This window comes from Ensifer sp. 38_S197, assembly GCF_056924495.1.
The window spans coordinates 3,275,886-3,301,372 of the sequence record NZ_JBXOVZ010000002.1 but is presented as its reverse complement, the minus strand read 5'-3'; the positions used below and the strand labels follow the sequence as shown (position 1 = coordinate 3,301,372).

Below are 25,487 nucleotides of genomic sequence, written 5' to 3'. Positions count from 1 at the left end.
TAAACCGCCATGTCTGACCGCATCTACAACGTGCTCTTCCTGTGCACGGGCAATTCCGCCCGCTCCATTCTCGGCGAAGCCATCCTCAACAAGGAGGGGAAGGGTCGCTTTCGCGCCTATTCTGCCGGCAGCCAGCCGAAGGGGCAGGTGAACCCGCACGCGATCCAAGAGCTCGAAGCGCTCGGTTATCCGACGGGCGGATTGTCCTCGAAGAGCTGGGACATGTTCTCCGGCGCCGGCGCCCCGCAGATGGATTTCATCTTCACGGTCTGCGACAGCGCTGCCGGGGAGGCCTGTCCGGTGTGGATCGGTCATCCGATGACGGCCCATTGGGGCATCGAGGATCCGGCCGCCGTCGAAGGAAGCGAGGGCGAGATCCAGCGGGCCTTTGCTGAGGCCGCGAAGTTCCTGAAGAACCGCATCACGGCATTCGTCAACCTGCCGCTGGCATCGATCGACCGCATGGCGCTGGAGCGCCATCTGCGCGAGATCGGCGACATGGAAGGCGCGACCGGGCGGAGGGGTTCGTGATGTCGGCGTTCGAGCGATACCTGACCCTCTGGGTCACGATCTGCATCGTGGCGGGCATAGCGCTCGGCCACCTCATGCCCGGCGTGTTTCAGGCGATTGGCGCTGCCGAGATCGCCAAGGTCAACATACCGGTCGCCATCCTCATCTGGCTGATGATCATTCCCATGCTGGTGAAGATCGATTTCCGGTCGCTTTCCAATGTCGGACGTCATTGGCGCGGCATCGGCGTGACGCTTCTCGTCAACTGGGCGGTCAAGCCGTTTTCGATGGCGTTGCTTGGCTGGCTGTTCATCGGCTGGCTTTTCCGGCCGCTGCTGCCGGCCGATCAGATCGATTCCTACATTGCCGGCCTGATCATCCTGGCCGCAGCACCCTGCACGGCGATGGTTTTCGTCTGGTCGAACCTGACGAAGGGCGAACCGCTGTTCACGCTCTCCCAGGTGGCGCTCAACGACGCGATCATGATCGTCGCCTTCGCGCCCATCGTCGGGCTTCTGCTCGGGCTCTCCGCGATCACCGTGCCATGGGCGACTTTGGTGCTTTCGGTCGCCCTCTACATTGTCGTTCCCGTCATCATCGCGCAGGTGCTTCGCAAACGCCTCGAACGCTTCGTCCGCGGCGCTCGATCGCTTCCTGGCGAAGGTTCAGCCGGCCTCATTGGTCGCCCTGCTTGCAACGCTGGTGCTGCTCTTCGGGTTTCAGGGCGAACAGATCATCGCGCAGCCGACGATCATTGCTCTTCTGGCGGTGCCGATCCTCGTGCAGGTCTATTTCAACTCGGGGCTCGCCTATCTGCTCAATCGCCTGTCTGGCGAGAAACATTGCGTGGCCGGTCCCTCGGCTCTCATCGGCGCTTCGAACTTCTTCGAACTTGCCGTTGCCGCCGCCATCAGCCTTTTCGGCTTCCAGTCCGGCGCAGCGCTCGCCACCGTTGTCGGGGTGCTCATCGAGGTGCCGGTGATGCTCTCGGTCGTCTGGATCGTGAACAGATCCAAGGGCTGGTACGAGGCAGCGCCGGCCGTCGCAAGGAATTCCGTTTCGGAGCGCGCGTGACATCAAGGGGGCTAATTTAAGACGCCGAACGCGTGCCCCCACACACCTCCCGCACACACCCCCTTAACCACCGGTGCGCCGGGTCGGCATCCAGGCGGGGGTGCCAGAGCAGCGAGATGGTGATTTCGGGCAGTGTGACCGGCAGGGGGAAGGTGAAGAGGTTTGCGCGCAAGGTTCCGGTGTAGCGTTCGGGCACGCTGGCGATCAGGTCCGTGGCGCGAGCAAGCGCCAGGGCCTCGGAGAAGCTGCCGACGGATGTGGCGATGTCGCGCGCGAGGCCGAGGGCGTGAAGGGCCGCGTCGATCGGACCCATGTCGTTGCCGCGGCGGGAGACGTGGATGTGGCGGGCTCCAGCGTAGCGGGCGGGCGTGATCTCGCCATTGGCCAGCGGATGGCCGGACCGTACGACGCCGACGAAGCGATCGTGGAAGAGGGCCTGGACGCGAAGCTCCGGGCCGGTCGCATCGCCGACAACGCCGGTTTCGAGGTCGACGCCGCCTTCGCGTAAGGGGCTGCTTTCCCGGTCGGGCTTCTGCACGAAGCGAAGGCGCACGCCGGGCGCTTCCGCACCGATCCGGGCAATCAGATCAGGGCCGAAATTCTCGACGAAACCCTCGCGGTTCCGGAACGTGAAGGTGCGGGTGAGCGTCTGCAGGTTGAGGCTCTCGGTCGGGCGGAGGCAGGCCTCGGCCGCCTCGACCAGCGGGCCGAGGCGGCTGCGAAGCTCCATTGCCCTTGGTGTGGGCACGAGGCCGCGGCCGGCGCGCACGAGCAGAGGATCGCCGGTCGCCTCGCGCAGCCGTGCCAGTGCCCGGCTCATGGCGGAGGGGCTGAGCTGCAGGCGCCTGGCGGCGCGGGCGACGCTGCCTTCCGAAAGCAGCACATCGAGGGTCACGAGCAGGTTGAGGTCGGGTCTGGTCATCGCCTTTCATAGCACGAGTTCAGCCATGATGTGGCGTCAAACGCACGAATGAAGTGCAAATGCTGCGTCTTCCGCCCCATGTGCCGGGAGACTAGGTTCGCGGAGAACCGATTTAGGAGGGTTTCCCGATGCTGATACGCCGGCTGGCGCCCATGGCCTTTGGCCGTTTTCCGATGTCCCCGAGCTCCCGATCCGATGGCAGGAGACTACCGCACAAACAGAGTCATGGGGTCGCTCTATCCGTTTGTTTTTTCGTGGCTTCCTGCACGAAGTTTGCGCGTCGCCAGGCCTTGCGCGCGGGAGGTTGCCGATGACCGCGACAGATACGGCGATGGCCCCGGCCGCTCCGGCGTCCTCGCTTCGCTGGGTGCTCGCCAGCCTTTCGCTTTCGATGCTGCTCTCCTCGCTCGGCACCAGCAGCGCCAATGTCGCGCTGCCGGCGCTGGCCGACGCCTTCGCTGCGTCCTTTCAGGCGGTGCAGTGGGTGGTGCTTGCCTATCTGCTGGCGATCACCACGCTGATCGTCAGCGTCGGGCGGCTTGGCGATATTGTCGGTCGCCGGCGGCTGCTCATTGCCGGCATTGCGCTCTTTACCGCCGCCTCGGTCATCTGCGGTCTCACGCCAGGCTTTGCGCTGCTGATCGCGGCGCGGGCGCTGCAGGGCATTGGCGCGGCAATCATGATGGCGCTGACCATGGCCTTTGTCGGCGAGGCGGTGCCGAAGGCGAGGACCGGCAGCGCCATGGGGCTGCTCGGCACCATGTCGGCCGTCGGCACCGCGCTCGGGCCTTCGCTCGGCGGCGCGCTGATTGCCGGCCCGGGCTGGCGGGCGATCTTTCTCGTCAACGTGCCGCTCGGGTTCGTGGCGCTCTTCCTCGCCCAGCGGCATCTGCCTGCCGACCGGAAGACCGAGGGCAGGGCGCCCGTCCGGTTCGACGTGCCGGGCACGCTGTTGCTGGCGCTTTCGCTCGGCGCCTATGCGCTGGCGATGACCATGGGGCGCGGCAGTTTCGGCATGCTCAATGCCGCGCTGCTCACGGCCGCCGCGCTCGGGCTTGGGCTCTTCCTGCTGGTCGAGGCAAGGGTAACCTCGCCCCTGATCCGGCCTTCGATGTTTCGCGATCCGGGCTTAAGCGTCGGGCTTTCGACCAACGCACTGGTCTCGACCGTGATGATGGCGACGCTGGTGGTCGGGCCCTTCTATCTCTCCCGCGGGCTCGGGTTCGATGCAGCGCGGGTCGGGCTGGTCATGTCGATCGGCCCGGTCATCTCGGCCTTCGGCGGCGTGGTCGGCGGCCGCATCGTCGATCGGCTGGGCGCGCGCTCCGTCGTGGCGGTTGGTCTGGCGGCCATGCTTGCGGGCTGTGCCGCGCTCGTGCTGTTGCCGGGGCTTCTCGGCGTCGCCGGCTATGTCGCGGCGATCGCGCTGCTGACGCCCGGTTATCAGCTGTTCCAGGCGGCCAACAACACGGCGGTCATGGCCGATGTCGCGGCCGACCGGCGCGGCGTCGTTTCCGGCCTGCTCAACCTGTCGCGCAATCTCGGTCTCGTCACCGGCGCCTCGGTCATGGGCGCGGTCTTCGCCTGGGCGGTGGCGACGAGCGATATCCCCAAGGCCGCGCCGGAGGCTGTCGCTGGCGGCATGCAGGTGACCTTTGCGGTTGCGGGTGTGCTGACGGCGATTGCCCTTGCGATCGCGGTTGGGAGCAGGCCGCTCGGAGGAACGGTGCGCACTCGCAAGACGTGACCGGCGGCAACAGCGCGGGACACGGTGATCCGGCAGAGCCAGACACGGTGATCTGGCAGGGCGAGCGAGATCACCGTGGCCGCTTCTCAGCGGGCGGCATCCGGCCGGACGCGCCTTGTCTTGGAGGTGAGGCTATAGCTCTGATGCAGGATCTCTTCGCCCCTCGAACGAGAAGGCTTCAGCACCGTCTCATGCGGGCGAAAACCCAGCTTGACCAGGACCTTGCCGGAGGCCGGATTGTCGGCCGCGTGACCTGAGCGCAGCGTCGCGAGCCCCAGTTCCCGAAAGGCGAAGTCCACCACGGCCCGCGCGGCCTCAAGGGCATATCCCTGTCCCCAGCTTGGCTTATCGAGCCAATAGTCGAGCTCGCCCTGGTCGCCGTCGATCTCATCGAGATCGACCACACCGATCATGCGGCCGGCGCGCTCGATCGCAAATCGAAAGGCGGTGCCGGAACTCCATTCCCGCTGATGCTCGGTGAACCATCCGGTCATGTCGTCCAGCGTCGGCGGGAACCGAGCCATGCGCAGCATCCGCGTGACATCCCAATCCGACTGGATTTCGAATGCGCGGCTCGCATCCGCCGGGGTTGTCGGACGCAGGACGAGGCGATCCGTGCAGAGCCTGACGGAAGGGGACAGTCCGGGTTTCGTCGCTGGCGAAGTGGTCGTCATGAGCCTGACCGCATGTGGCCGGAAGAACGGGGCGCGCTTAGCCTGATCGCGCTCGCCGACAGCATCGAAAGAGCGCCGGTGTTACGAGTTTCACACACAAGCGGCGCTCAGGCGGCCGGCGTGCCGGCAAGCCTGGTGCTCAGCGTCTCGAAATCCGGCACGAACCAGATCGAGCTACCCTTGTTCGTCTCGCGCACGAAATCGGTCAGCGCCTTGCTGGCTTCGAGCCTGGCGCCAATATCGCCGACGATGGCGAGCCGCATGCGGTAGTTGACGAATTTCTGGAACACTTCGCCGGCAATCCGGGTCGAAAGGTCGAGGAAATCCGGGCCGAGCCGTTCCACCGGGATCGCCAGCACATTGGCCTCATGCGCCCAGGCGTCGCCGAGAAAATCATTGGCGTCGCCGGGCCGGCTGAGGAGAGGGCCGTCTTGCGCGCATTTCAGCACGCGCGCGGTTCCGATGTCGATGATCTGAGTCATGGGCGAGACATAGAGGCTGAAGCCATGGGTTGCAAGGGCGAACGGGCCCAAGCGTTGCCGCCGGGGAAGTCGCCGCCTTCGCAATCGGCGCGAATCGTCCGGCATTCGCGTCGTCCGGTTCGCCCGGGCGATTCACATTTCAGCGATAAGTTCGGCAAAATATAGCGCATATCGCAGAGTTGATTGCTATTTTCGAGTTATTTCGGCGCGCGAAGCGAGAATTGCGGCCGATTTTCGCGTTGGAATCCCGCTGCTTTGACACAGATCAATGTCCCGCTCTGTTCGGCATTTACTCTCAGGGAGGATGCATTGCTGTCATCCCTTGGTCATGGGATTGATTTTTATTTCGGGTGACGCATCTTACCGTAGATTGTGTTGGGGGGCGCAGGATGTCAGAGCTCGTTCAGCAGCAGCCGATTGAAAACCGGCCACGGTCGCGGCGCGCGGAGCTCATCACCTTCCTGGTGCTCGCCTTCGGCATCTGGCCGATCGTCGCCGTCGGCGTGGTCGGCGGCTACGGCTTCCTGGTCTGGATGCTGCAGATCGTCTTCGGCCCGCCGGGCCCGCCCGGGCATTGAGGCGAGCTATGGGGGCAGAACCTCTCTCACGCCGTGAACTCTTTACCGGCCGCGCTGCCGCCAAGCCCGTGCGCATCCGGCCGCCCGGTGTTTCGGAGTTGAGCCTTGCGGCCTGCACCGGCTGCGGCGCCTGCGGCGAGCGATGTCCGACCGGCATAATCCGTCTTGCCGACGGCCTTCCTTTCATCGATTTCGCGCGCGGCGAATGCACCTTCTGCGGCGCCTGCGAGGAGGCCTGTGCGGAGCCGGTCTTCGCCGAGAAGGACGTGCGGCGCTTCCCCCATGTGGCCGCCATCACCGACACGTGCCTGGTGCGCCGCAACGTCGCCTGCCAGTCCTGCGGCGAAAGCTGTCCGGAGCAGGCGATCCGTTTTCTCCCGCGCATCGGCGGGCCGTTCCTGCCCGAGATCAACGAAGCGAAATGCACCGGCTGCGGCGCCTGTCTCGCGGGCTGCCCGGTCAGCGCCATCGCGGTCAAGGCACCGGAAGCGGAGGGGGCTCATGTCTGAGGCCGCAACGGCAAAAGCGGGCACGCCCTATCACATTTCGAGCGCCGTCGTCGCCACGATGCCTGACAGCACCGAGGCGGTGATCGCGGCGCTTCAGGGAATGGAAAACGTCGAAATCCACGGCCACGGCGGCGGCAAGATCGTCGTCGTCATCGAAGGCGGAAGCACGGGCGCGCTCGGCGAATGCCTGTCGAGGATCTCGCTGCTTGATGGCGTGATCTCGGCCAACATGGTTTTCGAGCATGTCGAAATGGAAGAGGAAAGGCAGGAGCCATGAGCGGAGAACTGACGCGGCGTGACATTCTGAAGGCCCATGCGGCCGGCATCGCCGCCGCTACGGCCGGCATTGCGCTGCCTGCGGCCGCACAGCCGGTGCCGGGCGGTGTCAACGCGCTGGAGATCAAATGGTCGAAGGCGCCGTGCCGCTTCTGCGGCACGGGCTGCGGCGTGATGGTGGGCGTGAAGGAGGGCCAGGTGGTCGCCACCCACGGCGACATGCAGGCGGAGGTCAACCGCGGCCTCAACTGCATCAAGGGCTACTTCCTCTCCAAGATCATGTATGGCAACGACCGGTTGACGACACCGCTTTTGCGCAAGCGCGGCGGCGTCTACGCCAAGGACGGCGAGTTCGAGCCGGTGAGCTGGGACGAGGCCTTCACCGTGATGGCCGAGCAGGCGAAGAAGGTCCTGAAGGAAAAGGGGCCGACGGCGGTCGGCATGTTCGGCTCCGGGCAATGGACGATCTTCGAGGGCTATGCCGCGACGAAGCTGATGCGGGCGGGCTTCCGCTCCAACAATCTCGACCCCAATGCCCGCCACTGCATGGCGTCCGCCGCCGTCGCCTTCATGCGCACCTTCGGCATGGACGAGCCGATGGGCTGCTACGACGACTTCGAGAATGCCGATGCCTTCGTGCTCTGGGGCTCGAACATGGCGGAGATGCATCCGATACTCTGGACCCGCGTCGCCGATCGGCGCCTCGGCCAGCCGCATGTCCGCGTCGCGGTGCTTTCGACCTTTACCCATCGCAGCATGGATCTCGCCGATATCCCGATCGTGTTCAAGCCGGGCTCGGATCTGGCGATCCTCAACTATATCGCCAACCACATCATCGAGAGCGGCCGCGTCAACGAGGACTTCGTCAACAAGCACACCAAGTTTGCCCGCGGCGTGACCGATATCGGCTATGGGCTCAGGCCCGACAATCCGGTCGAGGTCAAGGCCGCCAATTCCAAGGATCCGGGCAAGACCGAGCCGATCGACTTCGAGGCGTTCAAGGAATTCGTTTCGGAATACACGCTGGAAAAGACCGTCGAGCTGACCGGCGTCGAGCCGGAATTCCTGAAGCAGCTTGCCGAGCTCTATGCCGACCCCAACCGCAAGGTCATGTCGCTCTGGACCATGGGCTTCAACCAGCATGTGCGCGGCGTCTGGGCCAACCAGATGGTCTATAACCTGCATCTTCTGACCGGCAAGATCTCGGAGCCCGGCAACAGCCCGTTCTCGCTGACCGGCCAGCCTTCCGCCTGCGGCACCGCCCGCGAGGTCGGCACCTTCGCGCATCGCCTGCCGGCCGACATGGTGGTCACCAACCCCGAGCACCGCAAACATGCGGAAGAGATCTGGCGCATTCCGCACGGCATCATCCCGGAAAAGCCCGGCTATCACGCCGTGCAGCAGGACCGGATGCTGAAGGACGGCAAGCTCAATTTCTATTGGGTGCAGGTCAACAACAACGTCCAGGCGGGACCGAACACCTCGAACGAAACCTGGCAGGGCTATCGCAACCCGGACAATTTCATCGTCGTTTCCGATGCCTATCCGACGATCACGGCGATGAGCGCAGACCTGATCCTGCCCGCCGCCATGTGGGTGGAGAAGGAGGGGGCCTACGGCAATGCCGAACGGCGCACCCATGTCTGGCACCAGCTCGTCCAGGCGCGCGGCGAAGCGCGCTCGGATCTCTGGCAGATGGTGGAATTCTCCAAGCGCTTCGTAACCGACGAGGTGTGGCCGAAGGAAATCCTCGACGCCAGCCCCGAATATCGCGGCAAGACGCTGTTCGAGGTGCTGTTCAAGAACGGCGAAGTCGACCGCTTCCCGCTGACCGAGGTCAGCGCCGAGTACGACAACAACGAGGCCAAGGAGTTCGGCTTCTACATCCAGAAGGGCCTGTTCGAGGAATATGCCACCTTCGGCCGCGGCCACGGCCATGACCTGGCGCCCTACGACACCTATCACGAGGTGCGCGGCTTGCGCTGGCCGGTCGTCAACGGCCAGGAGACGAAGTGGCGCTACCGCGAAGGCTTCGACCCCTATGTGAAGGCGGGCGAGGGCGTGAAGTTCTACGGCCAGAAGGACGGCAAGGCGGTCATCCTCGCCGTGCCCTACGAGCCGCCGGCCGAATCCCCGGATGAGGAATACGACACCTGGCTGGTGACCGGCCGCGTGCTCGAACACTGGCATTCGGGCTCGATGACCATGCGGGTGCCGGAGCTCTACAAGGCGTTTCCCGGCGCGCGCGTCTTCATGAATGCCGAGGACGCCCGCAAGCGCGGCATCAACCAGGGCATGGAAGTGCGCATCGTCTCGCGGCGCGGCGAAATCCGCTCGCGCGTCGATATCCGCGGCCGCAACCGCATGCCGCCCGGCGTCATCTTCGTTCCCTGGTTCGACGCCAGCCAGCTGATCAACAAGGTTACCCTCGACGCCACCGATCCCATCTCCAAACAGACGGATTTCAAAAAATGCGCGGTCAAGATTCTTCCCGTCACCCTCTAGGGTTTTCTCGGCTGAAGCGGATTTGCGGAAACGTCCTGTCTCGTCGTTTCGCGGCCGTTCCAAAACCGCTTCTGAGCGTCACTGGCCCGACGCGATCCGTCTGGATGGCGATCGCGGCCGGGCTGATGGTGTTCGTCACGACTGCCGCCGTGGCTCAAGTGGTGGAAAAGCTGGTGCCGCAGCTCGAAGGGCCGACGCCGCAGATGGCGACGGAGGCGGCAGCACCGCTGCCGAAATGGGTGGTCGACGACAAGCGCAAGATGCGCGCCTATCCCGACCAGCCGCCGGTTATCCCGCATTCGATCGAGGGCTACGAGCTTTCGGTCAATGCCAACCGCTGCCTTTCCTGCCACAAGCGCGAGTTCACCCAGGACTCCGGCGCGCCGATGATCAGCGTCACCCATTACATGACGCGCGACGGGCAGATGATCGCCGACGTTTCGCCGCGGCGCTATTTCTGCACGGCCTGCCACGTGCCGCAGGCGGACACCAGCCCGCTGGTGCCGAGCAACTTCAAGGATATGAGTGAGTTGGGTTTCAAGCCGGCCGGAAGCGAGTGACGACATGATCGCATGGATCAGGAAAGCCATCCTCTGGGCCTGGGGGATCATGACGACGCCGGCCGGCACGCTGGGCCTGGGCTTCCTCACGCTCGGCGGCTTCATCGGCGGCGTGATGTTCTGGGGCGCCTTCAACACGGCGCTCGAACTCACCAACACCGAGAAGTTCTGCACCTCCTGTCACGAGATGCACGACAACGTCTACCAGGAGCTGACGCGCACCATCCACTTCTCCAACCGCTCCGGCGTGCGCGCCACCTGTCCGGATTGCCACGTGCCGCACCAGTGGACCGACAAGATCGCCCGCAAGATGCAGGCCTCGAAGGAGGTCTGGGGCAAGATCTTCGGCACGATCAACACCAGGCCGAAATTCCTCGAGAAGCGGCTGGAACTGGCGCAGCACGAATGGGCGCGCATGAAGGCGAACGACAGCCTGGAATGCCGCAACTGCCATTCCTCGGTCGCCATGGACCTGCAGAAGCAGACGCAGCGGGCGGCCGAGATCCACACCCGCTACCTGCTTTCCGGCAAGGCCACCTGCATCGACTGCCACAAGGGCATCGCGCACGAGCTGCCCAACATGGAAGGCATCGACCCCGGCTGGAAGATGCCGCCGGAGCTCGAGGGCAAGAAGATGGCGGGCCAGACGCCGATCGACGATCTCAGGCAGGCGCTGGCGGAACTGCACACGCAGGCGCAGTAGAACGCTGCGGCCGAGGGTTTCGGCGGGAGACAGCGATGACAAAGGGCCATGCCGCTGCGGCGTGGCCCTTTCTTTGTGGCCATCGGGGCAGTGTGCCCCCAAACCAAAGCCTCCCTTATTCCTGCGCTTGTTACAGTTGCCAGGTGCGCCGCGTCGACGGCGCAAGGGACTTCTTCCCGCCAAGCCGAAAGTCAGCGCCCGAGGATCACATCTCCCGCCGTGCCGACGCGCGGCTGCTGGATCTTTGTGACGAACACAGAGATGAGGGTGGAGGGTGCTGCGACCGCCGAGGCCTGCGGGACCTTCTTTCCTGGATGACTGCGATACGCCGCGCCGTCGCTTTCCGTTCGCTTCCTCAACACCATCTTTTTTCTGAAAAAATTCGCCACCATTGTCGGCACCGTCGTTTGCCGTTCGTCATTAAGCCAGGGAGGCCAATTCGGCTTCCTTCACCGGAGCGGGATAGGAAAAAAGTCCGCGCGGGCCTTTCGCCTGCAACCCGCTCGCACTACTTGGGTTTCACCACGCCGACACCCCAGGGCTCGCAACGACCCGGACCGGCGTGACAGAGGAGAATGGACAATGCGCGTAGTGGTTTTTGTAAAGGCGACCGAGGACAGCGAAGCGGGCAAGATGCCGACGACCGAGCTTCTCGAAGCCATGAGCAAATACAACGAGGAACTGGTCAATGCCGGCATCATGCAGGCGGGCGAGGGGCTGCAGCCTTCGTCGAAAGGTGCCCGCGTCGCCTTCGACGGGCCGAACCGCCTGGTCATCGACGGTCCCTTCGCCGAGACCAAGGAACTGGTCGCCGGCTTCTGGATCTGGACGGTCAAGGACATGGACGAGGCGATCGCCTGGGTGAAGCGCTGCCCGAACCCGATGCCGGGCCCGAGCGAAATCGAAATCCGCCCGATCTTCGAACTCGAGGATTTCGGCGACGTGCTGACGCCGGAGATCGCCGAGCAGGAGGAGCGCCTGCGCGAGAAGATCGCCAAGGGCTGAGACCGCATAGGCTGGCGCACCCGCGCTACAGGGAGGTTTGCCCCTCACCCTGGCCCTCTCCCCGCAGGCGGGGAGAGGGGAGCCTGCGGCGATGTCGCTGTCAGCGATCCGCCAGAGCTGTTTACCCGTAGAGATTGTATTAACCATGTTCGCTTACCTATCCTCAGGGTTTCAAGCGGAGTGGGGCAATGGTCAGGGCGAGCGGTTTCGTCATTTTTCTTTTTTCAAGCGTTTCGTTCGCGGCCGCTGCCGATATCGACGGTCCGCTCGTCGGGACGCAGGACGCCTATGAAGTGCCGGTGGAGCAATCGCTCGGGGGTATCGCCGGCTATATCGAAGGCTCTTACGCAGGCGGCGTCGATACGCCCGGCGATATTGATACCAGCGCCTGGGATTTGCGGGGTGCAGTGAACTTCAACGCCGGTGCCGGCATGAACCTGCAGGTCGATCTCGGCTACACGCGCGCTTCTTATGAAGATGTCGATACGAACAGCTATGACGGCGCGCTGCACGGCTATTACCGCAACGATCTTTATGCGGCCGGCGTCTTCGTTCAGGGCGCGCGCCTCGACCCGGGCATCGGCGTCGACCTCAACGATTACATGGGTGGCGTCGAAGGGGCCTATTTCCTCGACACCTGGACGCTGCATGGCGCGGTCGGCTATGGCCAGGCGAGCGTGGAAGACTTCGACGATATCGACGCCAACCACTATATGGGCTCGCTCGGCGCTCGCATTTACGCGACCGACAACCTGCGCTTCGACGTCGACGGCTCGCTCCATCGCATCAGCGAGGACGACATCGATTACGATCTGCGCAGCCTGAAGCTGACGGCGAACTACCGGCTGGAGACGGTCCCGGTCACGCTCTTTGCCGGCTACAAATATACGAACGAGGAGCTTTCGGGCCTGAGCGCATCGGTCTCCGGCGACACGAGCACCATCTTCGGGGGCCTGCGCTTCTCCTACGGTTCCGCCACGCTCAAGGAAGAAGAGCGCCTCGGCCCGGTCTGGTCCAGCAATCGCCTGTCGTTCTGATCGGCTGCTATGCAGTGCCAGGCATCCTGTGCGCGCGCTGCCCGGCGCCTTCGAAGGCGCCGGGACTACAGCGCCGCGCGTCTTATCGGACGCGCAAAGGTCGCTGTAGCATTTTGAATTGCTGCATGTTTTGTCCTTTGATCGGGTCCGATCAAAGGAAGCATGCAAGTGGCGATCAGGCCGCGGGTCCGCGCTTCGGCAAGACGAGATCGCCGACCGTATAGGTGTGAAACTCGCTGCGGGAGACCTCATCGAGCTTGCGGAACTTCTCCACGAACACCGGATCGGAGAAGAATTCGTCCACATTCCCGGTTCCCTGGATTGCTTCGACGTTGACGACAGTCTCGCCGTCCGTGCTCTTCGACAAGGTGCTCCACAGAAACCCTTCCTTGCGCTCGGCGACGTAGTGTACGACGTCCTGGATAATCGTAAAGGCTTCCTCCTGCTTGCCGGGATGGGCGTGGATGACGTTGACGACAAAGGTCGTCGGAGCGGGGGAGGCTGAGAAAGCGGCGGTAGGGATTGTGGTCATGGGTTTCTCCATTTGAACGCCGCGCCGATCCGGCTGCGACGACATCTGGATATCCGGCGCGAAATAGCGGATAAACGAGCGGGTATTCTCATCACTTCGGAAAATAATTCCGCAATCGGTTGGCGATGGACAAGCTCGGAACGCTCAGCATTTTCATTCAGGTCGCAGAGGCAGGCAGCTTCGTGGCCGCCGGTCATCGCCTCGGCCTTTCGGGTTCTGCTGTCGGCAAGGCCATCGCACGGCTCGAAGACGAGATGGGCGTGCGCCTCTTCAATCGGTCGACGCGAAGCATGGCCCTGACCGAGGACGGGAACTTCTTTCTCGACACCTGCCGCCGCATCCAATCCGAATTCGAGTCAGCCCAGGCGCAACTGTCACGGTCGCATGCGACACCGCGTGGGCAGCTTCGTGTCAGCCTGCCTTTGGCCGGCATGCTCTTGATGCCGACCATATCGGATTTCATGCGCGCCTACCCGTTGATCAACCTCGACCTTGATTTCACGGATCGGCTGGTCGACGTTATCGAGGAGGGCTTCGATGCCGTTATCCGAACGGGCGAGGTCAAGGATACGCGGCTCATGAGCCGCAAGCTCGGGACGTTCCGGCACAGGATCGTCGCGGCGCCGGACTATCTCGCCGCGCACGGTCGGCCGAAAGTGCCGGAAGACCTGCTCGGGCACCGCTGCCTCCATCACCGCTACGCGAACTCCGGCCGCCTCGAGCCCTGGCCGCTCGTTCGTGACGGGCGCGAGGTCAAGCTCGACCTGCCCGTGACCACGGTTGCAAGTACACTTGAGCCCTTGATCTTCCTGGCGGAGCGCTCCTTCGGCATCACCTGTCTGCCCCCTTTCGCCGTGTCGTCGGCACTGGCGGAAGGCAAGCTGATATCGCTGATGGAGGATTGCCTTCGCGAAACGGGCACATTCCGTGTCCTGTGGCCGACCAACCGATATCTCTCGCCAAAGGTCCGTGCCTTCGTCGATTTCATGGCCGCGCACCTGTTTTCCGAGTGACGGCGGCGCCGCACGGCCGGCGTCTCCTATTATTCCAGCCGTTGCTAAAACGCGGAAAATGGCAGAAGCTTCGTCCACGCCCCTCGGGCCATGCGAGCCGGAGATGCAGACCATGACCGAAGCCTCTACCATCCAGCCGGCCCAGCGCGGCGAAGCCAGGATCTGCCGGGGATGCTGGGATCAGATGCATGTGCCGATCCCCATTCGCGGGCCGCTGGCGCTGCCGTTTCGCGCCTTCGGCATTACCCGCAGCAAGATGAACCCGAACATCTGTACGATCTGCGAGCGCTCCTTCCGCTACGTCAAGAAGCAGAGCCATGTGGCGGCGAACGCGACGATCCTGTTTGCCGACATCCGCGGCTTCACCCATCTTTCGGAGCAGATCGAGCGGGTGAGATTGAGCGAGATCGTCAGCCTGTTCCAGGATCGCTGCGCTCAAGCCATCTGGGCGCATGACGGCATCGTCAACAAGACGATGGGCGACGGCCTGATGGCGATCTTCAACTTTCCGATCGTGCGGAAGGACCACGCGCAAGCCGCGATCCTGGCGGCACGGGACATCCAGCGCCTGTGCGCGGCAGCGCTTGGCAGCCTGCAGCTCGACGATCTCCAGGGCCAGCCGCTCGGCGTCGGTGTCGGCATCCACTCCGGTGACGTCGAGATCGGCGAATTCTTCGAGCTTCCGCAGCGACTTCACGGCGATCGGCGGCACGGTCAACCTGGCCTCCCGGCTCGAATCCCAGGCTGAAGCCGGCGAGATCCTGATCTCGCCCGAGAGCGCCGCGGAGGCCGAGGCGCTGATCGCGGGCGCGACGACGCGCTTGCTCGTGCTCAAGGGCATCGACCAGCCGGTCGAGGCGAGGGTGCTCGCGACGCACTGATCGCCTGCGCAGTCGGGATGTGGAGGGAGCCTGCTGCCGTAGGCGGCCGGCTACGCCCAGAGGTCGCGCACGCAGCGGCCGTCGGACGGCAGGTCTTCGAAGGTGTCAAGGCCGTCGAAATGGTCGATGGGCAGGTCTGCGACCAGCTCCGGCTCTGCAAGCCTGAGGTTGACGGCCATGCGCCGGCGGCCGCGCTTGTCGAGATGCAGGCTGCGCCAGGCGACGACGCCGGCGCAGGTCGGGCAGAACAGGATTTCGAGCGACGGGTTCTTCTCGTCGGCGCGGACGTAGGAGGTGGTCTTCCCGGCAAGGGTGATCCGTTCGCCTTCGTAGTCATAGGCCCAGAGCGTGCCGTAGCGGCGGCAGAGCGTGCAATTGCAGGCGGTGATCGAGCCGGGGTCGCCTTCCAGTGTCCATTTCGCATTGCCGCAATGGCATGAGCCGTCGAGCATGTGCCACTCCCGCTGTTGGTGCGCGGGCAAGATACTGCCGCGATCGGCAGGCGTGCGCAATGCGGACCCGTGGCACGGTGCCTTCCGCGCGCCGCGAAAAACCATGCGGCATTGGCAACAAATCCGGGCTTGCCGCCCCGTGCCGCCCGGTGTTAAGTGCCGCCATCGCGAAAAGCGACTGCTTCCCTTGATCCGCTCAGTGGCGGAGTAAACAGGTGGACGAATTCACGTCCAGGCAGTCAAGCACACGCCATCCCTGCCTATTTCAGCACGGATCGGCCAGCGTTTCCAAAAACCTCATCGCCTGCAGTCGTCAGGTCACCCAATCGCAAGGCATCGACGCCTGTTGGCGTGCGCGTGCTTGCGTCGATCGGAACGCATCATGAAGAAATCCCTCATCGTCATTTTTACTGCCATCTTGCTCGATGCCGTGGGCATCGGCCTCATCTTTCCCATCCTGCCTTCACTGCTGAAGGAGGTGACCCAAGCCGAAAACGTGGCGCCCTATATCGGCACGATGACCGCGCTCTACGCGGTCATGCAGTTCATCTTCGCGCCGGTGCTGGGGGCGCTCAGCGATCGGCTGGGCCGCCGGCCGGTGCTCTTGATTTCGCTGGCGGGTGCTGCCGTCAACTATCTGTTCCTCGCCTTTGCGCCCAATCTCTGGATGCTCTTTGCCGGCCGCGCGATCGCCGGGCTGACGAGCGCCAACATGTCGGTGGCAACCGCCTACATCACCGACATCACGCCGGAGGACAAGCGCGCCCGGCGCTTCGGCCTGTTCAACGCCATGTTCGGCATCGGCTTCATCATCGGCCCCGTTCTCGGCGGGGTCGCTGGCGATCACTCTCTGCGGCTGCCCTTTGTCGCTGCGGCGGTGCTGAACGGCTGCAACCTGGCTCTGGCCTATTTCGTGCTGCCGGAGTCACGCACGCCGAGCTGCGGAAAGATCGACCTCGCCGCACTCAACCCGCTTCGGCCGCTGCGCTGGGTGTTCTCGGTGAAGAGCGTGCTGCCGATCGTCTTTCTTTTCCTGATCTTCAGCGCCACGGGCGAGGCCTACGGCACCTGCTGGGCGCTCTGGGGCAGCGAAACCTTCCAGTGGAACGGGTTCTGGATCGGCCTTTCGCTCGGCGCCTTCGGCGTCTGCCAGACGCTGGCCCAGGCGTTTCTTCCGGGACCGGCCGTCAGAGTCTTCGGCGAGCGCGGCGCCATCCTGGCGGGTGTCGCCGGCGTTTGCCTTGCCCTGACCGTCATGGCCTTTGCGACCGAGGGCTGGATGATCTTTGCGGTCATGCCGGTCTTTGCGCTCGGCGGCATCGGCGTGCCGGCGCTGCAATCGCTCGCGACCCGGCAGGTCGACGAGAGCCGGCAGGGCCAGTTCCAGGGCGTGCTGGCCTCGGCCGTGAGCCTGGCGTCGATCATCAGCCCGCTTGCCTTTTCGAGCATCTATTTCGCCGTCCGCGAGCAATGGCCGGGTGCGATCTGGCTTTCGGTCGTCGCCGTTTATCTGCCGGGCGGGCTTTTGGTTCTCGGCCTGCGGCCGACGAAGCCGGTGGCGGCCTCGGTCGCGTCGTAGTGCAGCGCGGGGTGGTCATGTGGATGCGGATGGGACCGTCATGGTCCCATCCGCGCCTGAGCGGGACGACGTCCCGCGGGCTATTTCGACGTGCGGTCCAGCCGCATCACCTTTTCCTCGCCGAGGATCATGCCGGTCTCGCGGAAGCCGAAACGGTGATAAAGGGCGTAGGCGCGGGTGTTTTCCGGGTAGACGCCGAGATAGATGTCGCCGCATTCGGGGATCGTCGCCATGTGTTCGATGAGGGCTGAAAGCGCCTTGGCGCCATAGCCCTTGCCCTGATGGCGGGCATCGATCATCAGGCGGTAGATCCAATGGTTGCCGTCATCCGGATCGAGCGCATACATGGCGAAGCCGACCGGCGCGCCCTCGGCCATCACGGCAAAGCCGACGCATTCGGGGCGTTCGGCGAGTTCTTCCAGCGACTCCTCGTTGCTGGCGATGAAGTCCATCTGGTTTTCATGCACGTCCAATTTTCGGATGACATCGGCATCGACGGCATCGATTGGCAAAAGTGTAATCGTCATTCGTTTCCTCATATTCGACGCCCGGTGCCTTTTTCGGCTGCAGCGCCTACAGCGCGCCCTTTATCCGCCCGGTGTAGGATTTGCCCCTCATCCGCCTGCCGGCACCTTCTCCCCGCGGGCGGGAGAACGGACGCTCTCGCGACCGTCCGCATTGATCCCCCCAGTTCTCAAGATCCGGCCGTTCGCATCGCAGCCTATGCGAAACGGGCGGTGATCAGGTGGCGCGAGCGGCCGCCGATTTCGCTCTCCCCACAGGCGGGGAGAGGGGGAGTCCTCGGGTTAAACCCGAGGAGAGGGGCAAGGCTTGCGGGGCGCGCCGATGGCGTTCAGCCGGGCAAGGGCGTCAATAACAATTTGATTTATAAGTGGTTTATGTTTCGGCCGAATCCGGCCTCGGCAAGTCTAGCGCGGGAATCCGGAAAGGCGAGCCCTTGTCGGTGGGATATATTGCGGGAACATTGCGGCCCGCTTTAAGGGTCCGCATTTCCATCCGCTCCTGCCGGCTCAGTCTTCGTCCAGAATGCGCGGCTCGGGCGCGCCGGTCCACTCGAAGGTGATGGTGCGGCCCTGGCGGATGTTCTGGATGACCGAGGGGCGGAAGACGGCGAGGCATTCGCCCTCGGGGTCGCGGGCGGAGGGATAGATCAGGCCGTTGCCGCCCTCGGCGAGGATGGTGGCGGCGAGCGCCTGGCCGGCGGGGTAGGCGACCGCCGTATCGGCATCGAGATAGGCGGCGCCCTTTTCTCCGCGCGCATCATGAAAGCGGCAGGTGAAGCCGGCGATCAGCTCGCGGTATCGGCCGATGTCGTGGAAGCTGCCGGCTTCGCGAAGCGCCCGGGTGCGGTGGTAGACGATTTCCGCCTGGCAGGTCTGAAGCGCCCGCGGGCCGAAGGCGCAATACCAGGCGCCGCGCTCCTCGCCGTTGAAGCGGTTGCCCGGCGGGCGGGCATGGCAGAAGGCGGCATTGATCAGCGACCAGCCGTAGCCGAAGGTCTCGTTCAGCAGCTCGGCCGGGTCGACGCCGACAGGCAGGGCAAGCGGGCTCAAGCGCGCCGAGGTCATTGCCTCCAGCCGGTTGAGGATCTCAATCTCGTCGTCATCGTCGGCGAGCGGCCTCACGGCGGGCTCGGTGATATGGGCGGTTGAGATCAGCCGGACGGTCGCCGGCTCGTTGAAATCGATCTCCGGGATCATCGATTGGGCGATCACAGGCCGCCGCGCAGGCCGTCGAGATAGCGCCGTACCTTCAGCATCACGGGAATGCCGCCCTCGATCATCAGATCGACCGGCGAGTGGCCATTGAAGAGCGGGCCGGTATTGACCGCCTTCGGCCATTGATAGGTGAGCGGGCCGTTGAAGTAGAGCCGCAGCCCCTTGAAGATGCCGACGATCAAGCTGGCGCGCATGCGCTTGTCCTGGTCGAGCTTGCCCTTGAAGTCACCGGCCTTCATGCGGTTCCAGGTGGCGATCGGCACGTCGAAGAGCTGGGCCGCCTCCTTGTTGGTGAGGTTCCAGAGGTCGCAGGCTTTGACCACGGCCTTGACGATCACGGCTTCCTCATGCCGGGCCGTTTGCCGATCGAGGGCGAGAATCGGTTGAGCGCTGGCCATTTTCGACTCCTATGAAATACTGATGCATATCATATGATATAAAATGGGCGCATTGTGTGGGAAGTCAAGGCTTCATCGCTCGATCAATCTGCATATTCTTATTGTCTAATATTATTGCGCTTGCTACTTATAGTTTAGGCCTATGGCGTGCTCGCAACATATTCAGTGTGCGCCCGCCGTCTCGCCTGTCTCAAGCTGAGCCAAGTTTGCACAAGTACGTGACGCGCTAGGAAGAGTGGCGGGGGGCCGGATTTGCAGCGCCGTCCAACGAATCCGTGGAGGCTCGCCTCGAGAGGCACCGATTGGAGCAATGTATGCATTGGCTGACATCGAGACCGTGGCTATTCGACAGAATCCTTTTTCACACGCTGTGGATAATGTACACGCTTCTGACGGGTGGCGGGTTCTTTGGGTTGTTATTCGGAATAGTAATAATTGGGCTGTCTTCTGAGGTTTCCAAGGCTCTTGTGTGGTTTGTCGGGATATATAGCCGTAAGATAAGGCCATATAAAGTATACATATCGTCAATATTGTTTGGTTTATTAATATTAGTGGAGGAACTTTATTTTTACAGTGATTACATTGAATTTGTTATCGGACAGACTTATTTTGTCAAGGACGGATATATAACGCCAGCTGGCTACTTTTGGATCACTTGTTCAAACTTGCCATTCATCCTGTTCTTCGCCGCTTCGCAAATAGCTTCACAACGCTGTCATCGAAGTCACGGTCACCAATCCGAAGTATTTCCTGAATCCGGCCAGCAATCATGATTGCCGCGTTCAGTTCGCGGTGTATCGCCGTCCTTTCGAGCCGTGCGTGGGTACCCTTCGTGTCCTTTGTCTGCCATCAAACATGTGGCCCCAGCAGCGACAGGTCGGCCGCGCCGAGCCGGTCCTTGGCGGTCTGGAGCTGGTGCCAATAGGGCTAGATGACCGGCGTCAAACAGGGCCGTCGTCAGCGACCAACCGAGCCTCGGGGACAAATCCAGATGCTTGCCGTCGAGGCGAGCGGTTGCCACACGTGTCCTTCTCCCCGTGAGGCCGGGCGAAGGTGGCCGGCAGGCCGGATGAGGGGCGGAACCCGTCAATTCAGGCCGGCACGGGCAAGTCCCTCGATCAGGCGCGCCCGATCCTCGGCGCGGACGAAAGACGATGTTGCTCCGATCGCGTCCCGTGAGATGTCAGGAACGAGCGATTTGAGGTGTCCGAGCAAGTCCGTGGCGGCCTCCTGGTTGCCCAGAAGTCCGGCGCAGGCCGTGCCGATGATCAGCGGCACCACGTGGCCGGACCGCAAGCGATGCGCCTCCCGTGCGTAACTCAATCCAAGTTCGTAATTTGCGCCCTGGAAATGAGCCATGGCGTAGTAAAACTGAAAGTCGCCGAGAAAAGCCTCGCGCGGGCTCAGCCTGAGGGCGTAGTCGATGCAAGGAATGGCGTCCGCCGCGCGGCCCCCGTTGGCATGCGCAAGGCCCAACTGGCCGTGTGCAAACGCGGAGTTGGGGTTGATCGCGACAGCCTGGCTGATCGCTGCCATAGCCAGGACATTGTCGCGCGTCGCAAAGGCTATCATCGCCTGCGCAAGGTACGTCCACGGTTCCTTATCGTCGGCGGTAATGGCTTGCTGGACAAGATCCCTGGCAAGGGTCAGGGCATATCCCATGTCCTCCCACCCCTGGAACGCGCGCCACATGGTAATCCAACCTTTCATGGCGAGCGCCTGGGCATAACCGGGAGCCAGTTCGATTGCCCGATCGAGCAGCGGGAGCATCTTCCCACTGCTCTCCTCAGACAGTTGGGAACACAGGAACACCGACCGCACGACACATTCCCAGGCATCAAGGCCATGATGCGGCTTGGGGCTTTCGCGGGCATGCTCCGCCGCCAGGAGTTCCGGCCCGATGCGGCCGACGACGCTTGCGGTGATTTCGTCCTGAATGCTGAACATGTCGCCGAGGTCGCCGTCGTACCTCTCTGCCCAGAGATGGACGTCGGAGGCCGCATCGACGAGCTGCGCGGTCACCCTCATCCGGTTGCCGGACTTGCGGACACTCCCCTCGAGAATATAGCGGACCCCGAGTTCGTGCCCGATGGCGCGCACATCCACGGGCTTTCCCTTGTAGGTGAACATCGTGTTGCGGGCGATCACGAAGAAGCCCTTGAGCTTGGACAGCGCGGTGGTGATGTCCTCGGTGAGCCCATCGCTGAAGAAGTCCTGCTCCGGGTCCGCGCTCATGGCGTTGAACGGCAGCACGGCAATGGATGGTCGGTCCGGAAGTGCGGGCCTCAGCGATGCCGTTCGTGCGTTCGTCCTTTCCAGAAGGGCGCGGTACAGTCGCACCGGCCTCTCCATGTTCTTGAGCGCGCGTTCGCCGAGATACTCGTAGTCGCAGTCAAGCTTGCCCCGGAGGTGATCATACGCCGTGCCGGAAACGCAAATGCCGCCTGGGTCCGCCAAGGTCTGTAGGCGGGCCGCGATATTGACGCCATCGCCGTAGAGATCCCCATCAACCTCGTGGATCACATCACCGAGATTGACGCCGATCCGGAAGATGATGCGTTGCTCCGTCGGGATATCGGCCTGGTTCTCGGCAACCCCCTTCTGGATGGCGACCGCGCATGCGACGGCATCGACGACCGAGCCGAACTCCACGAGCGCACCGTCGCCCATCAGCTTGACAATACGGCCCTGATGCTCGGCCAGCAGCGGATCGATCACCTCCCGGCGCAGAAGCTTCAGGGCCGACAACGTCCCGGCCTCGTCATGTTCGACGAGGCGGGAATAGCCGACGACGTCAGCGGCAAGGATCGCGGCCAGCCGCCGCTCTGCTTTTGCAGTTGCCATGGCTGTCTCCCCCTCAGGAGATTCGCCGCATGAAGCCCAGCCGATTGACGCGACATGCACCATCCGGCTGCCCGACGCCGCGACCGTGCGGGTTCATGATACCACCGAGACGGTCGCATGGCGACGCTTCACGAGGGGGCGCGACTCTCGAGGCACCTTCCGGAGACAGCATCAGCCTTCATCGGAATCGTGCGGCACTTGCTCCAAAATGCCGAAGAAGCGTTGGCGCGCCGGATAGGGCGCCGCCTTCTACAAATGCGGCCCCAACAGCGAGAGATCGGCCTCGCCGAGCCTATCCTTGGCGGTCCAGAGCTGGTGCCAGTAGGGGTAGATCACCGGCGGCAGGCTGACGGCGTCGAGCAGTTCGCGCTCCTCGTCGGAGAGCTTCAGGTTGGCGGCGGCGAGGTTGTCCGAGAACTGGGCGTCGGTGCGGCCGCCGATGATGACGGAGGTAACGGCCTTGCGGCCGATCAGCCAGGCGAGCGCGACCTGTGCCGGGGAGACGCCGCGTTCGCCTGCAATCGCCACCAGCATGTCGACGATCTTCCACAGCCGCTCCTCGTCGCGGATCGGCGGCTCATTCCAGCCGGCGAGCTGGCGCGTTCCCTCCGGCGTGTCGTTTCGCCGGTGCTTGCCGGAGAGCAGGCCGCCGGCGAGCGGGCTCCAGACGAGCACACCGAGCCCCTGGTCGATCGAGATCGGCATCAGTTCGTATTCGGCTTCGCGGGCTTCGAGCGTGTAGTGGATCTGCTGGCTGACGAAGCGCTGCCGGCCTTCGAGCGCGCTGATGCCGAGCGCCTTCATGATGTGCCAGCCGGAATAGTTGGAGCAGCCGATGTAGCGGACCTTGCCGCTGCGAACGAGGCTGTCGAGTGCTTCCATCGTCTCTTCGAGCGGTGTCTCGCCGTCCCATTCATGCACCTGGTAGAGATCGATGACGTCGGTCTTCAGCCGCTTCAGGCTTGCCTCGCAGGCGGCGATCAGGTGCTGGCGCGAGAGGCCGCCGTCATTCGGTCCCGGCCCCATGGAAAAGCGTGCCTTGGTGGCGATGAGCACGCCGTTCTTGCGCTTGCCGCCGAGCACCTCGCCGATGATCTCCTCGCAATGCCCGGTCGAATAGATATCGGCGGTGTCGATCAGGTTGACGCCGGCGTCGAGGCAGAGATCGACGTAGCGGCTTGCCTCCTTGAGGCCGACATTGCCGACCTCGGCGAACTTGCCGCGGCCGCCGATCGTCATCGTGCCCATGGTGATAACAGAGATTTTCAGGCCGGAGCGGCCGAGCAGCCGGTATTCCATGGTCTCGGGTCCTTTGCTGGTTCGGGCGGAGCGAACGGGGACACAAGCCTCCGTCGTGGATCAAGCCGAAGATGACAGAGCCCGTAAGGTAGCAGCCTGTGCCCGACGGGCAAGGTGTGCAGGGCCGTCATGCCCTGCAATCGGGCATTGCGGCTCTTGAGACTGCCGGTTCCTGAAGCACGCCGCGATCTCAAGTTCCCGGCACTTTCGCATGTCGCGCGAACCGCTGCGCCCTTTGGCGCTAGACGCTTTCGGGCTGGCTCGGACACGTCAAAATGGTATCGTCGCGGGCGAGAGATGAGGGGAACCACTCGATGACGTTCGCGAAGAGCTTGCTGTCCGCATCGGCAATCGCTGCCGGCCTGTGTTGCGTGGGCGCGCCTTCGACGGTCAACGCGGCCGAAAACGGCGCCGGCTTCTACCTGCTCGGTGCGCGCGGCCCCATGGCCGGCCTGCTGGCGCCGCCCGGAACCTATTTCGAGAGCGACACCTATTTCTATGTCGGCGAGCTCAAGGGCAACAAGCAGCTTCCGCTCGGCGGCGAGATTGTCGGTGACGTCGATGCGACGCTGATCGGCATCTTCGGCACCGGCCTCTGGGTCATGCCCGAGGAGGTGTTGGGCGGCAATCTCGGCTTTACCGCGATCGTGCCTTTCGGCGGTCCCAATGTCGATGCGACGCTTTCCGCGCCCAGGGCCGGCCGTTCCGCTTCGGTCAGCGATTCGGTCTTCACCATCGGCGATCCCGTCGTCGGCGCCGTGCTCGGCTGGCACGAGGGCGATTTCCACTGGACGGCGAACGCCACCGTCAACGTGCCGATCGGCGACTATCAGAAGGGCGAGCTTGCCAATCTCTCCTTCAATCGCTGGGCAGGGGACCTCACCCTTGCCGGCACCTGGTTCAATCCGGAAACCGGCCTCGACCTCTCGGGGGCTGCCGGCTTCACCTTCAACGGCGAGAACCCGGCGACCGACTATCGCACCGGCACGGAATTCCACGCGGAATGGGCGGTGACCCAACATTTCAGCCCGCAATTCTCCGCCGGCGTCGCGGGCTATTTCTACCAGCAGGTGACGGGCGACAGCGGCGCCGGCGCAAAGCTCGGCGATTTCAAGGGTCGCATCGCCGGACTTGGCGGCACCATGGGCTACAATTTCAAGATGGGCGAGACGCCGGTCTCGCTGACCCTGAAGGTCTTCCAGGAATTCGGCGCCAAGAACCGGCCGGAGGGTACGGCCGGCTTCGTCTCCGTCGCCTTCCCGATCGGCACGCCGCCGGCACAGGTGAAGTAGGCGGAGGCTTTGGCCCTCATCCGCGCGGTGAGGGAAGGCCCTCATCCGCGCGGTGAGGGCAAAGCCCTCATCCGCTGGAACGAACGTAATCGGCAGCGAACGGAGCGCTAAGACGGCCGCGTCTTGTCTTTCCGATTCACCGAAGCGATCCATTTCCTTGTAATCGCTTAGCTTTCCGCCGTGCCTACATCTCGAGAAAACGCGCCGGCATCAGGTTCTTGTAGGGGAACATGTGGAAATAGGGCTGGGCTTCGGCGAGGACGCGGCGCACGGAGGCGCGCTCGAGCAGGCGCTCGAAATAGGCTGCGAGATGCGGATATTTCTCGTCGAAGGGCTCGACGATGCCGCCATAGAAGAGCGCGGGCGTGGCGGCGCAATCGGCAAGGCTGAAGGCATCGCCGGCGGCGAAGGTGTTTTCGGCGAAATGCTTGTCGGCCATGCCATAGGCAACGGCAAGGGAGGCGCGGGCGTCGCTGACGCCGCGATGGTCGTTTTCGCCGGACGCACGCAGCGTATCGGTGACGATCTTCTGCATCGGCACGTGGACATAGAGATCGAAGAAGCGATCCCAGAGGCGCACCTTCAGCGCCGTGTCGCGATCGTCGGGGATCAGCCGCTGGCGGCCGGGATAGTGGCGGTCGAGATATTCGATGATGATGGAGGTCTCGGGCATCACGACGTTGCGCGCGCTGTCGGTCAGAACCGGCATCTTGCCGACCGGCCAGAGCGCGGCAAAGCGAGCCGCTTCCGCGGGGTCGAGCAGATCGACCAGGCTGCTCGTGAAGGGAGTTTTGTTCTCGTAGAGCGCAATCAGCACCTTGTGGCAGAAGGACGCAAGCGGATGCTGGTAAAGCGTAAGGGACATGCGGAGGGTCT

24 protein-coding genes and 3 pseudogenes are annotated in these 25,487 nt (G+C 63.7%); 15 read left to right on the top strand and 12 right to left on the bottom strand.

Annotation, left to right across the window (positions count from 1 at the left end; translation table 11 throughout):
• Positions 1-9 precede the first annotated feature (9 nt).
• Positions 10-531 carry an arsenate reductase ArsC gene (locus AC1Z3V_RS29090; RefSeq protein ID WP_483503282.1) on the top strand — a complete coding sequence of 174 codons (522 nt, stop codon included), beginning with the start codon at positions 10-12 and terminating at the stop codon, positions 529-531.
• A pseudogene (gene arsB, locus AC1Z3V_RS29085) lies at positions 531-1,584 on the top strand (ACR3 family arsenite efflux transporter). Before AC1Z3V_RS29090 ends, arsB begins: the two are co-directional and overlap by 1 nt.
• Positions 1,585-1,600: 16 nt before the next feature.
• On the opposite strand, the gene AC1Z3V_RS29080 reads toward arsB, so the two are convergent.
• The gene (locus AC1Z3V_RS29080; RefSeq protein ID WP_483503281.1) at positions 1,601-2,506 is read right to left on the bottom strand and encodes a LysR family transcriptional regulator; all 906 of its coding nucleotides are present in this window, start codon (positions 2,504-2,506) and stop codon (positions 1,601-1,603) included.
• A 310-nt stretch (positions 2,507-2,816) separates the two neighbouring features.
• Between AC1Z3V_RS29080 and AC1Z3V_RS29075 the strand changes: the two genes are divergently transcribed.
• Positions 2,817-4,253: an MFS transporter gene (locus AC1Z3V_RS29075; RefSeq protein WP_483503279.1), complete on the top strand. Its 1,437-nt coding sequence runs from the start codon at positions 2,817-2,819 to the stop codon at positions 4,251-4,253.
• An 86-nt stretch (positions 4,254-4,339) separates the two neighbouring features.
• Here the strand turns inward: AC1Z3V_RS29075 and AC1Z3V_RS29070 are convergent, their stop codons facing one another.
• Both AC1Z3V_RS29070 and AC1Z3V_RS29065 read right to left on the bottom strand, forming a co-directional pair.
• Entirely contained in the window at positions 4,340-4,927 is a 588-nt protein-coding gene (locus AC1Z3V_RS29070; protein WP_483503277.1) for a GNAT family N-acetyltransferase, read from the bottom strand.
• A 107-nt stretch (positions 4,928-5,034) separates the two neighbouring features.
• Positions 5,035-5,460, bottom strand: a complete 426-nt coding sequence (locus AC1Z3V_RS29065; protein ID WP_483503275.1) for a DUF4180 domain-containing protein — start codon at positions 5,458-5,460, stop codon at positions 5,035-5,037.
• A gap of 338 nt (positions 5,461-5,798) precedes the next feature.
• Between AC1Z3V_RS29065 and napE the strand changes: the two genes are divergently transcribed.
• The 6 genes and pseudogenes from napE (at position 5,799) to AC1Z3V_RS29035 (ending at position 10,540) form a co-directional block, all read left to right on the top strand.
• The gene (gene napE, locus AC1Z3V_RS29060) at positions 5,799-5,987 is read left to right on the top strand and encodes a periplasmic nitrate reductase, NapE protein (protein WP_483503273.1); all 189 of its coding nucleotides are present in this window, start codon (positions 5,799-5,801) and stop codon (positions 5,985-5,987) included.
• A gap of 8 nt (positions 5,988-5,995) precedes the next feature.
• The gene (napF, locus tag AC1Z3V_RS29055) at positions 5,996-6,496 is read left to right on the top strand and encodes a ferredoxin-type protein NapF (protein ID WP_483503271.1); all 501 of its coding nucleotides are present in this window, start codon (positions 5,996-5,998) and stop codon (positions 6,494-6,496) included.
• Positions 6,489-6,795 (top strand): annotated as a pseudogene (locus AC1Z3V_RS29050) (chaperone NapD). Before napF ends, AC1Z3V_RS29050 begins: the two are co-directional and overlap by 8 nt.
• Positions 6,770-9,277 (top strand): periplasmic nitrate reductase subunit alpha, encoded by a 2,508-nt coding sequence (gene napA, locus AC1Z3V_RS29045; protein WP_483503269.1) that lies wholly within the window; start codon positions 6,770-6,772, stop codon positions 9,275-9,277. Before AC1Z3V_RS29050 ends, napA begins: the two are co-directional and overlap by 26 nt.
• Positions 9,278-9,381: 104 nt before the next feature.
• On the top strand, positions 9,382-9,837 hold the full coding sequence (locus AC1Z3V_RS29040) for a nitrate reductase cytochrome c-type subunit (protein ID WP_483497781.1): 456 nt from the start codon (positions 9,382-9,384) through the stop codon (positions 9,835-9,837).
• Positions 9,838-9,841: 4 nt separating this feature from the next.
• Positions 9,842-10,540, top strand: coding sequence for a NapC/NirT family cytochrome c (locus AC1Z3V_RS29035; protein ID WP_483497779.1), 699 nt, complete (start codon positions 9,842-9,844; stop codon positions 10,538-10,540).
• A 191-nt stretch (positions 10,541-10,731) separates the two neighbouring features.
• Here AC1Z3V_RS29035 and AC1Z3V_RS29030 read toward each other — a convergent pair whose 3' ends face one another.
• Positions 10,732-10,932 (bottom strand): hypothetical protein, encoded by a 201-nt coding sequence (locus AC1Z3V_RS29030; RefSeq protein ID WP_483503267.1) that lies wholly within the window; start codon positions 10,930-10,932, stop codon positions 10,732-10,734.
• A gap of 190 nt (positions 10,933-11,122) precedes the next feature.
• Between AC1Z3V_RS29030 and AC1Z3V_RS29025 the strand changes: the two genes are divergently transcribed.
• Positions 11,123-11,545: a YciI family protein gene (locus AC1Z3V_RS29025; protein WP_483503266.1), complete on the top strand. Its 423-nt coding sequence runs from the start codon at positions 11,123-11,125 to the stop codon at positions 11,543-11,545.
• A 188-nt stretch (positions 11,546-11,733) separates the two neighbouring features.
• Positions 11,734-12,582, top strand: coding sequence for a hypothetical protein (locus tag AC1Z3V_RS29020; RefSeq protein WP_483503264.1), 849 nt, complete (start codon positions 11,734-11,736; stop codon positions 12,580-12,582).
• Between the two features lie 175 nt (positions 12,583-12,757).
• Here the strand turns inward: AC1Z3V_RS29020 and AC1Z3V_RS29015 are convergent, their stop codons facing one another.
• Positions 12,758-13,114, bottom strand: coding sequence for an antibiotic biosynthesis monooxygenase (locus AC1Z3V_RS29015; RefSeq protein ID WP_429806967.1), 357 nt, complete (start codon positions 13,112-13,114; stop codon positions 12,758-12,760).
• 125 nt (positions 13,115-13,239) lie between these two features.
• Here AC1Z3V_RS29015 and AC1Z3V_RS29010 point away from each other — a divergent pair, with 125 nt between their 5' ends.
• The gene (locus AC1Z3V_RS29010) at positions 13,240-14,127 is read left to right on the top strand and encodes a LysR family transcriptional regulator (RefSeq protein ID WP_483503262.1); all 888 of its coding nucleotides are present in this window, start codon (positions 13,240-13,242) and stop codon (positions 14,125-14,127) included.
• Positions 14,128-14,239: 112 nt separating this feature from the next.
• A pseudogene (locus AC1Z3V_RS29005) lies at positions 14,240-15,008 on the top strand (adenylate/guanylate cyclase domain-containing protein).
• A 50-nt stretch (positions 15,009-15,058) separates the two neighbouring features.
• Here AC1Z3V_RS29005 and AC1Z3V_RS29000 read toward each other — a convergent pair.
• Positions 15,059-15,460, bottom strand: a complete 402-nt coding sequence (locus AC1Z3V_RS29000; protein ID WP_483503260.1) for a GFA family protein — start codon at positions 15,458-15,460, stop codon at positions 15,059-15,061.
• A gap of 382 nt (positions 15,461-15,842) precedes the next feature.
• Between AC1Z3V_RS29000 and AC1Z3V_RS28995 the strand changes: the two genes are divergently transcribed.
• A complete protein-coding gene (locus AC1Z3V_RS28995) occupies positions 15,843-17,039 on the top strand; it encodes a TCR/Tet family MFS transporter (RefSeq protein WP_483503258.1) in 1,197 nt (398 codons plus the stop codon).
• An 80-nt stretch (positions 17,040-17,119) separates the two neighbouring features.
• On the opposite strand, the gene AC1Z3V_RS28990 is transcribed toward AC1Z3V_RS28995, so the two are convergent.
• The 5 genes from AC1Z3V_RS28990 to AC1Z3V_RS28970 all read right to left on the bottom strand — a co-directional run bounded on the left by AC1Z3V_RS28990 (position 17,120) and on the right by AC1Z3V_RS28970 (position 23,319).
• Entirely contained in the window at positions 17,120-17,566 is a 447-nt protein-coding gene (locus tag AC1Z3V_RS28990) for a GNAT family N-acetyltransferase (protein ID WP_429806982.1), read from the bottom strand.
• A gap of 504 nt (positions 17,567-18,070) precedes the next feature.
• Positions 18,071-18,760, bottom strand: a complete 690-nt coding sequence (locus tag AC1Z3V_RS28985) for an RES family NAD+ phosphorylase (RefSeq protein WP_483503256.1) — start codon at positions 18,758-18,760, stop codon at positions 18,071-18,073.
• A gap of 11 nt (positions 18,761-18,771) precedes the next feature.
• On the bottom strand, positions 18,772-19,176 hold the full coding sequence (locus AC1Z3V_RS28980) for an antitoxin Xre-like helix-turn-helix domain-containing protein (RefSeq protein ID WP_429806988.1): 405 nt from the start codon (positions 19,174-19,176) through the stop codon (positions 18,772-18,774).
• Between the two features lie 1,086 nt (positions 19,177-20,262).
• Complete coding sequence (locus AC1Z3V_RS28975; protein WP_483503254.1) at positions 20,263-22,083, bottom strand: adenylate/guanylate cyclase domain-containing protein; 1,821 nt, start codon at positions 22,081-22,083, stop codon at positions 20,263-20,265.
• A 186-nt stretch (positions 22,084-22,269) separates the two neighbouring features.
• On the bottom strand, positions 22,270-23,319 hold the full coding sequence (locus AC1Z3V_RS28970) for an aldo/keto reductase (RefSeq protein WP_483503252.1): 1,050 nt from the start codon (positions 23,317-23,319) through the stop codon (positions 22,270-22,272).
• Positions 23,320-23,633: 314 nt separating this feature from the next.
• Between AC1Z3V_RS28970 and AC1Z3V_RS28965 the strand changes: the two genes are divergently transcribed.
• The gene (locus AC1Z3V_RS28965) at positions 23,634-24,611 is read left to right on the top strand and encodes a SphA family protein (RefSeq protein ID WP_483503250.1); all 978 of its coding nucleotides are present in this window, start codon (positions 23,634-23,636) and stop codon (positions 24,609-24,611) included.
• A gap of 184 nt (positions 24,612-24,795) precedes the next feature.
• Here AC1Z3V_RS28965 and AC1Z3V_RS28960 read toward each other — a convergent pair whose 3' ends face one another.
• Positions 24,796-25,476 carry a glutathione S-transferase family protein gene (locus AC1Z3V_RS28960; RefSeq protein WP_483503248.1) on the bottom strand — a complete coding sequence of 227 codons (681 nt, stop codon included), beginning with the start codon at positions 25,474-25,476 and terminating at the stop codon, positions 24,796-24,798.
• Between the last annotated feature and the right edge of the window lie 11 nt (positions 25,477-25,487).

What these genes read in the sequence shown, in the direction of transcription:
- AC1Z3V_RS29090 (WP_483503282.1), top strand. Translation starts at nt 10, where the DNA reads ATGTCTGACCGCATCTACAACGTGCTCTTCCTGTGCACGGGCAATTCC.
- AC1Z3V_RS29080 (WP_483503281.1), bottom strand. Translation starts at nt 2,506, where the DNA reads ATGACCAGACCCGACCTCAACCTGCTCGTGACCCTCGATGTGCTGCTT.
- AC1Z3V_RS29075 (WP_483503279.1), top strand. Translation starts at nt 2,817, where the DNA reads ATGACCGCGACAGATACGGCGATGGCCCCGGCCGCTCCGGCGTCCTCG.
- AC1Z3V_RS29070 (WP_483503277.1), bottom strand. Translation starts at nt 4,927, where the DNA reads ATGACGACCACTTCGCCAGCGACGAAACCCGGACTGTCCCCTTCCGTC.
- napE (WP_483503273.1), top strand. Translation starts at nt 5,799, where the DNA reads ATGTCAGAGCTCGTTCAGCAGCAGCCGATTGAAAACCGGCCACGGTCG.
- napF (WP_483503271.1), top strand. Translation starts at nt 5,996, where the DNA reads ATGGGGGCAGAACCTCTCTCACGCCGTGAACTCTTTACCGGCCGCGCT.
- napA (WP_483503269.1), top strand. Translation starts at nt 6,770, where the DNA reads ATGAGCGGAGAACTGACGCGGCGTGACATTCTGAAGGCCCATGCGGCC.
- AC1Z3V_RS29040 (WP_483497781.1), top strand. Translation starts at nt 9,382, where the DNA reads ATGGCGATCGCGGCCGGGCTGATGGTGTTCGTCACGACTGCCGCCGTG.
- AC1Z3V_RS29035 (WP_483497779.1), top strand. Translation starts at nt 9,842, where the DNA reads ATGATCGCATGGATCAGGAAAGCCATCCTCTGGGCCTGGGGGATCATG.
- AC1Z3V_RS29030 (WP_483503267.1), bottom strand. Translation starts at nt 10,932, where the DNA reads ATGGTGGCGAATTTTTTCAGAAAAAAGATGGTGTTGAGGAAGCGAACG.
- AC1Z3V_RS29025 (WP_483503266.1), top strand. Translation starts at nt 11,123, where the DNA reads ATGCGCGTAGTGGTTTTTGTAAAGGCGACCGAGGACAGCGAAGCGGGC.
- AC1Z3V_RS29020 (WP_483503264.1), top strand. Translation starts at nt 11,734, where the DNA reads ATGGTCAGGGCGAGCGGTTTCGTCATTTTTCTTTTTTCAAGCGTTTCG.
- AC1Z3V_RS29015 (WP_429806967.1), bottom strand. Translation starts at nt 13,114, where the DNA reads ATGACCACAATCCCTACCGCCGCTTTCTCAGCCTCCCCCGCTCCGACG.
- AC1Z3V_RS29010 (WP_483503262.1), top strand. Translation starts at nt 13,240, where the DNA reads ATGGACAAGCTCGGAACGCTCAGCATTTTCATTCAGGTCGCAGAGGCA.
- AC1Z3V_RS29000 (WP_483503260.1), bottom strand. Translation starts at nt 15,460, where the DNA reads ATGCTCGACGGCTCATGCCATTGCGGCAATGCGAAATGGACACTGGAA.
- AC1Z3V_RS28995 (WP_483503258.1), top strand. Translation starts at nt 15,843, where the DNA reads ATGAAGAAATCCCTCATCGTCATTTTTACTGCCATCTTGCTCGATGCC.
- AC1Z3V_RS28990 (WP_429806982.1), bottom strand. Translation starts at nt 17,566, where the DNA reads ATGACGATTACACTTTTGCCAATCGATGCCGTCGATGCCGATGTCATC.
- AC1Z3V_RS28985 (WP_483503256.1), bottom strand. Translation starts at nt 18,760, where the DNA reads ATGATCCCGGAGATCGATTTCAACGAGCCGGCGACCGTCCGGCTGATC.
- AC1Z3V_RS28980 (WP_429806988.1), bottom strand. Translation starts at nt 19,176, where the DNA reads ATGGCCAGCGCTCAACCGATTCTCGCCCTCGATCGGCAAACGGCCCGG.
- AC1Z3V_RS28975 (WP_483503254.1), bottom strand. Translation starts at nt 22,083, where the DNA reads ATGGTGCATGTCGCGTCAATCGGCTGGGCTTCATGCGGCGAATCTCCT.
- AC1Z3V_RS28970 (WP_483503252.1), bottom strand. Translation starts at nt 23,319, where the DNA reads ATGGAATACCGGCTGCTCGGCCGCTCCGGCCTGAAAATCTCTGTTATC.
- AC1Z3V_RS28965 (WP_483503250.1), top strand. Translation starts at nt 23,634, where the DNA reads ATGACGTTCGCGAAGAGCTTGCTGTCCGCATCGGCAATCGCTGCCGGC.
- AC1Z3V_RS28960 (WP_483503248.1), bottom strand. Translation starts at nt 25,476, where the DNA reads ATGTCCCTTACGCTTTACCAGCATCCGCTTGCGTCCTTCTGCCACAAG.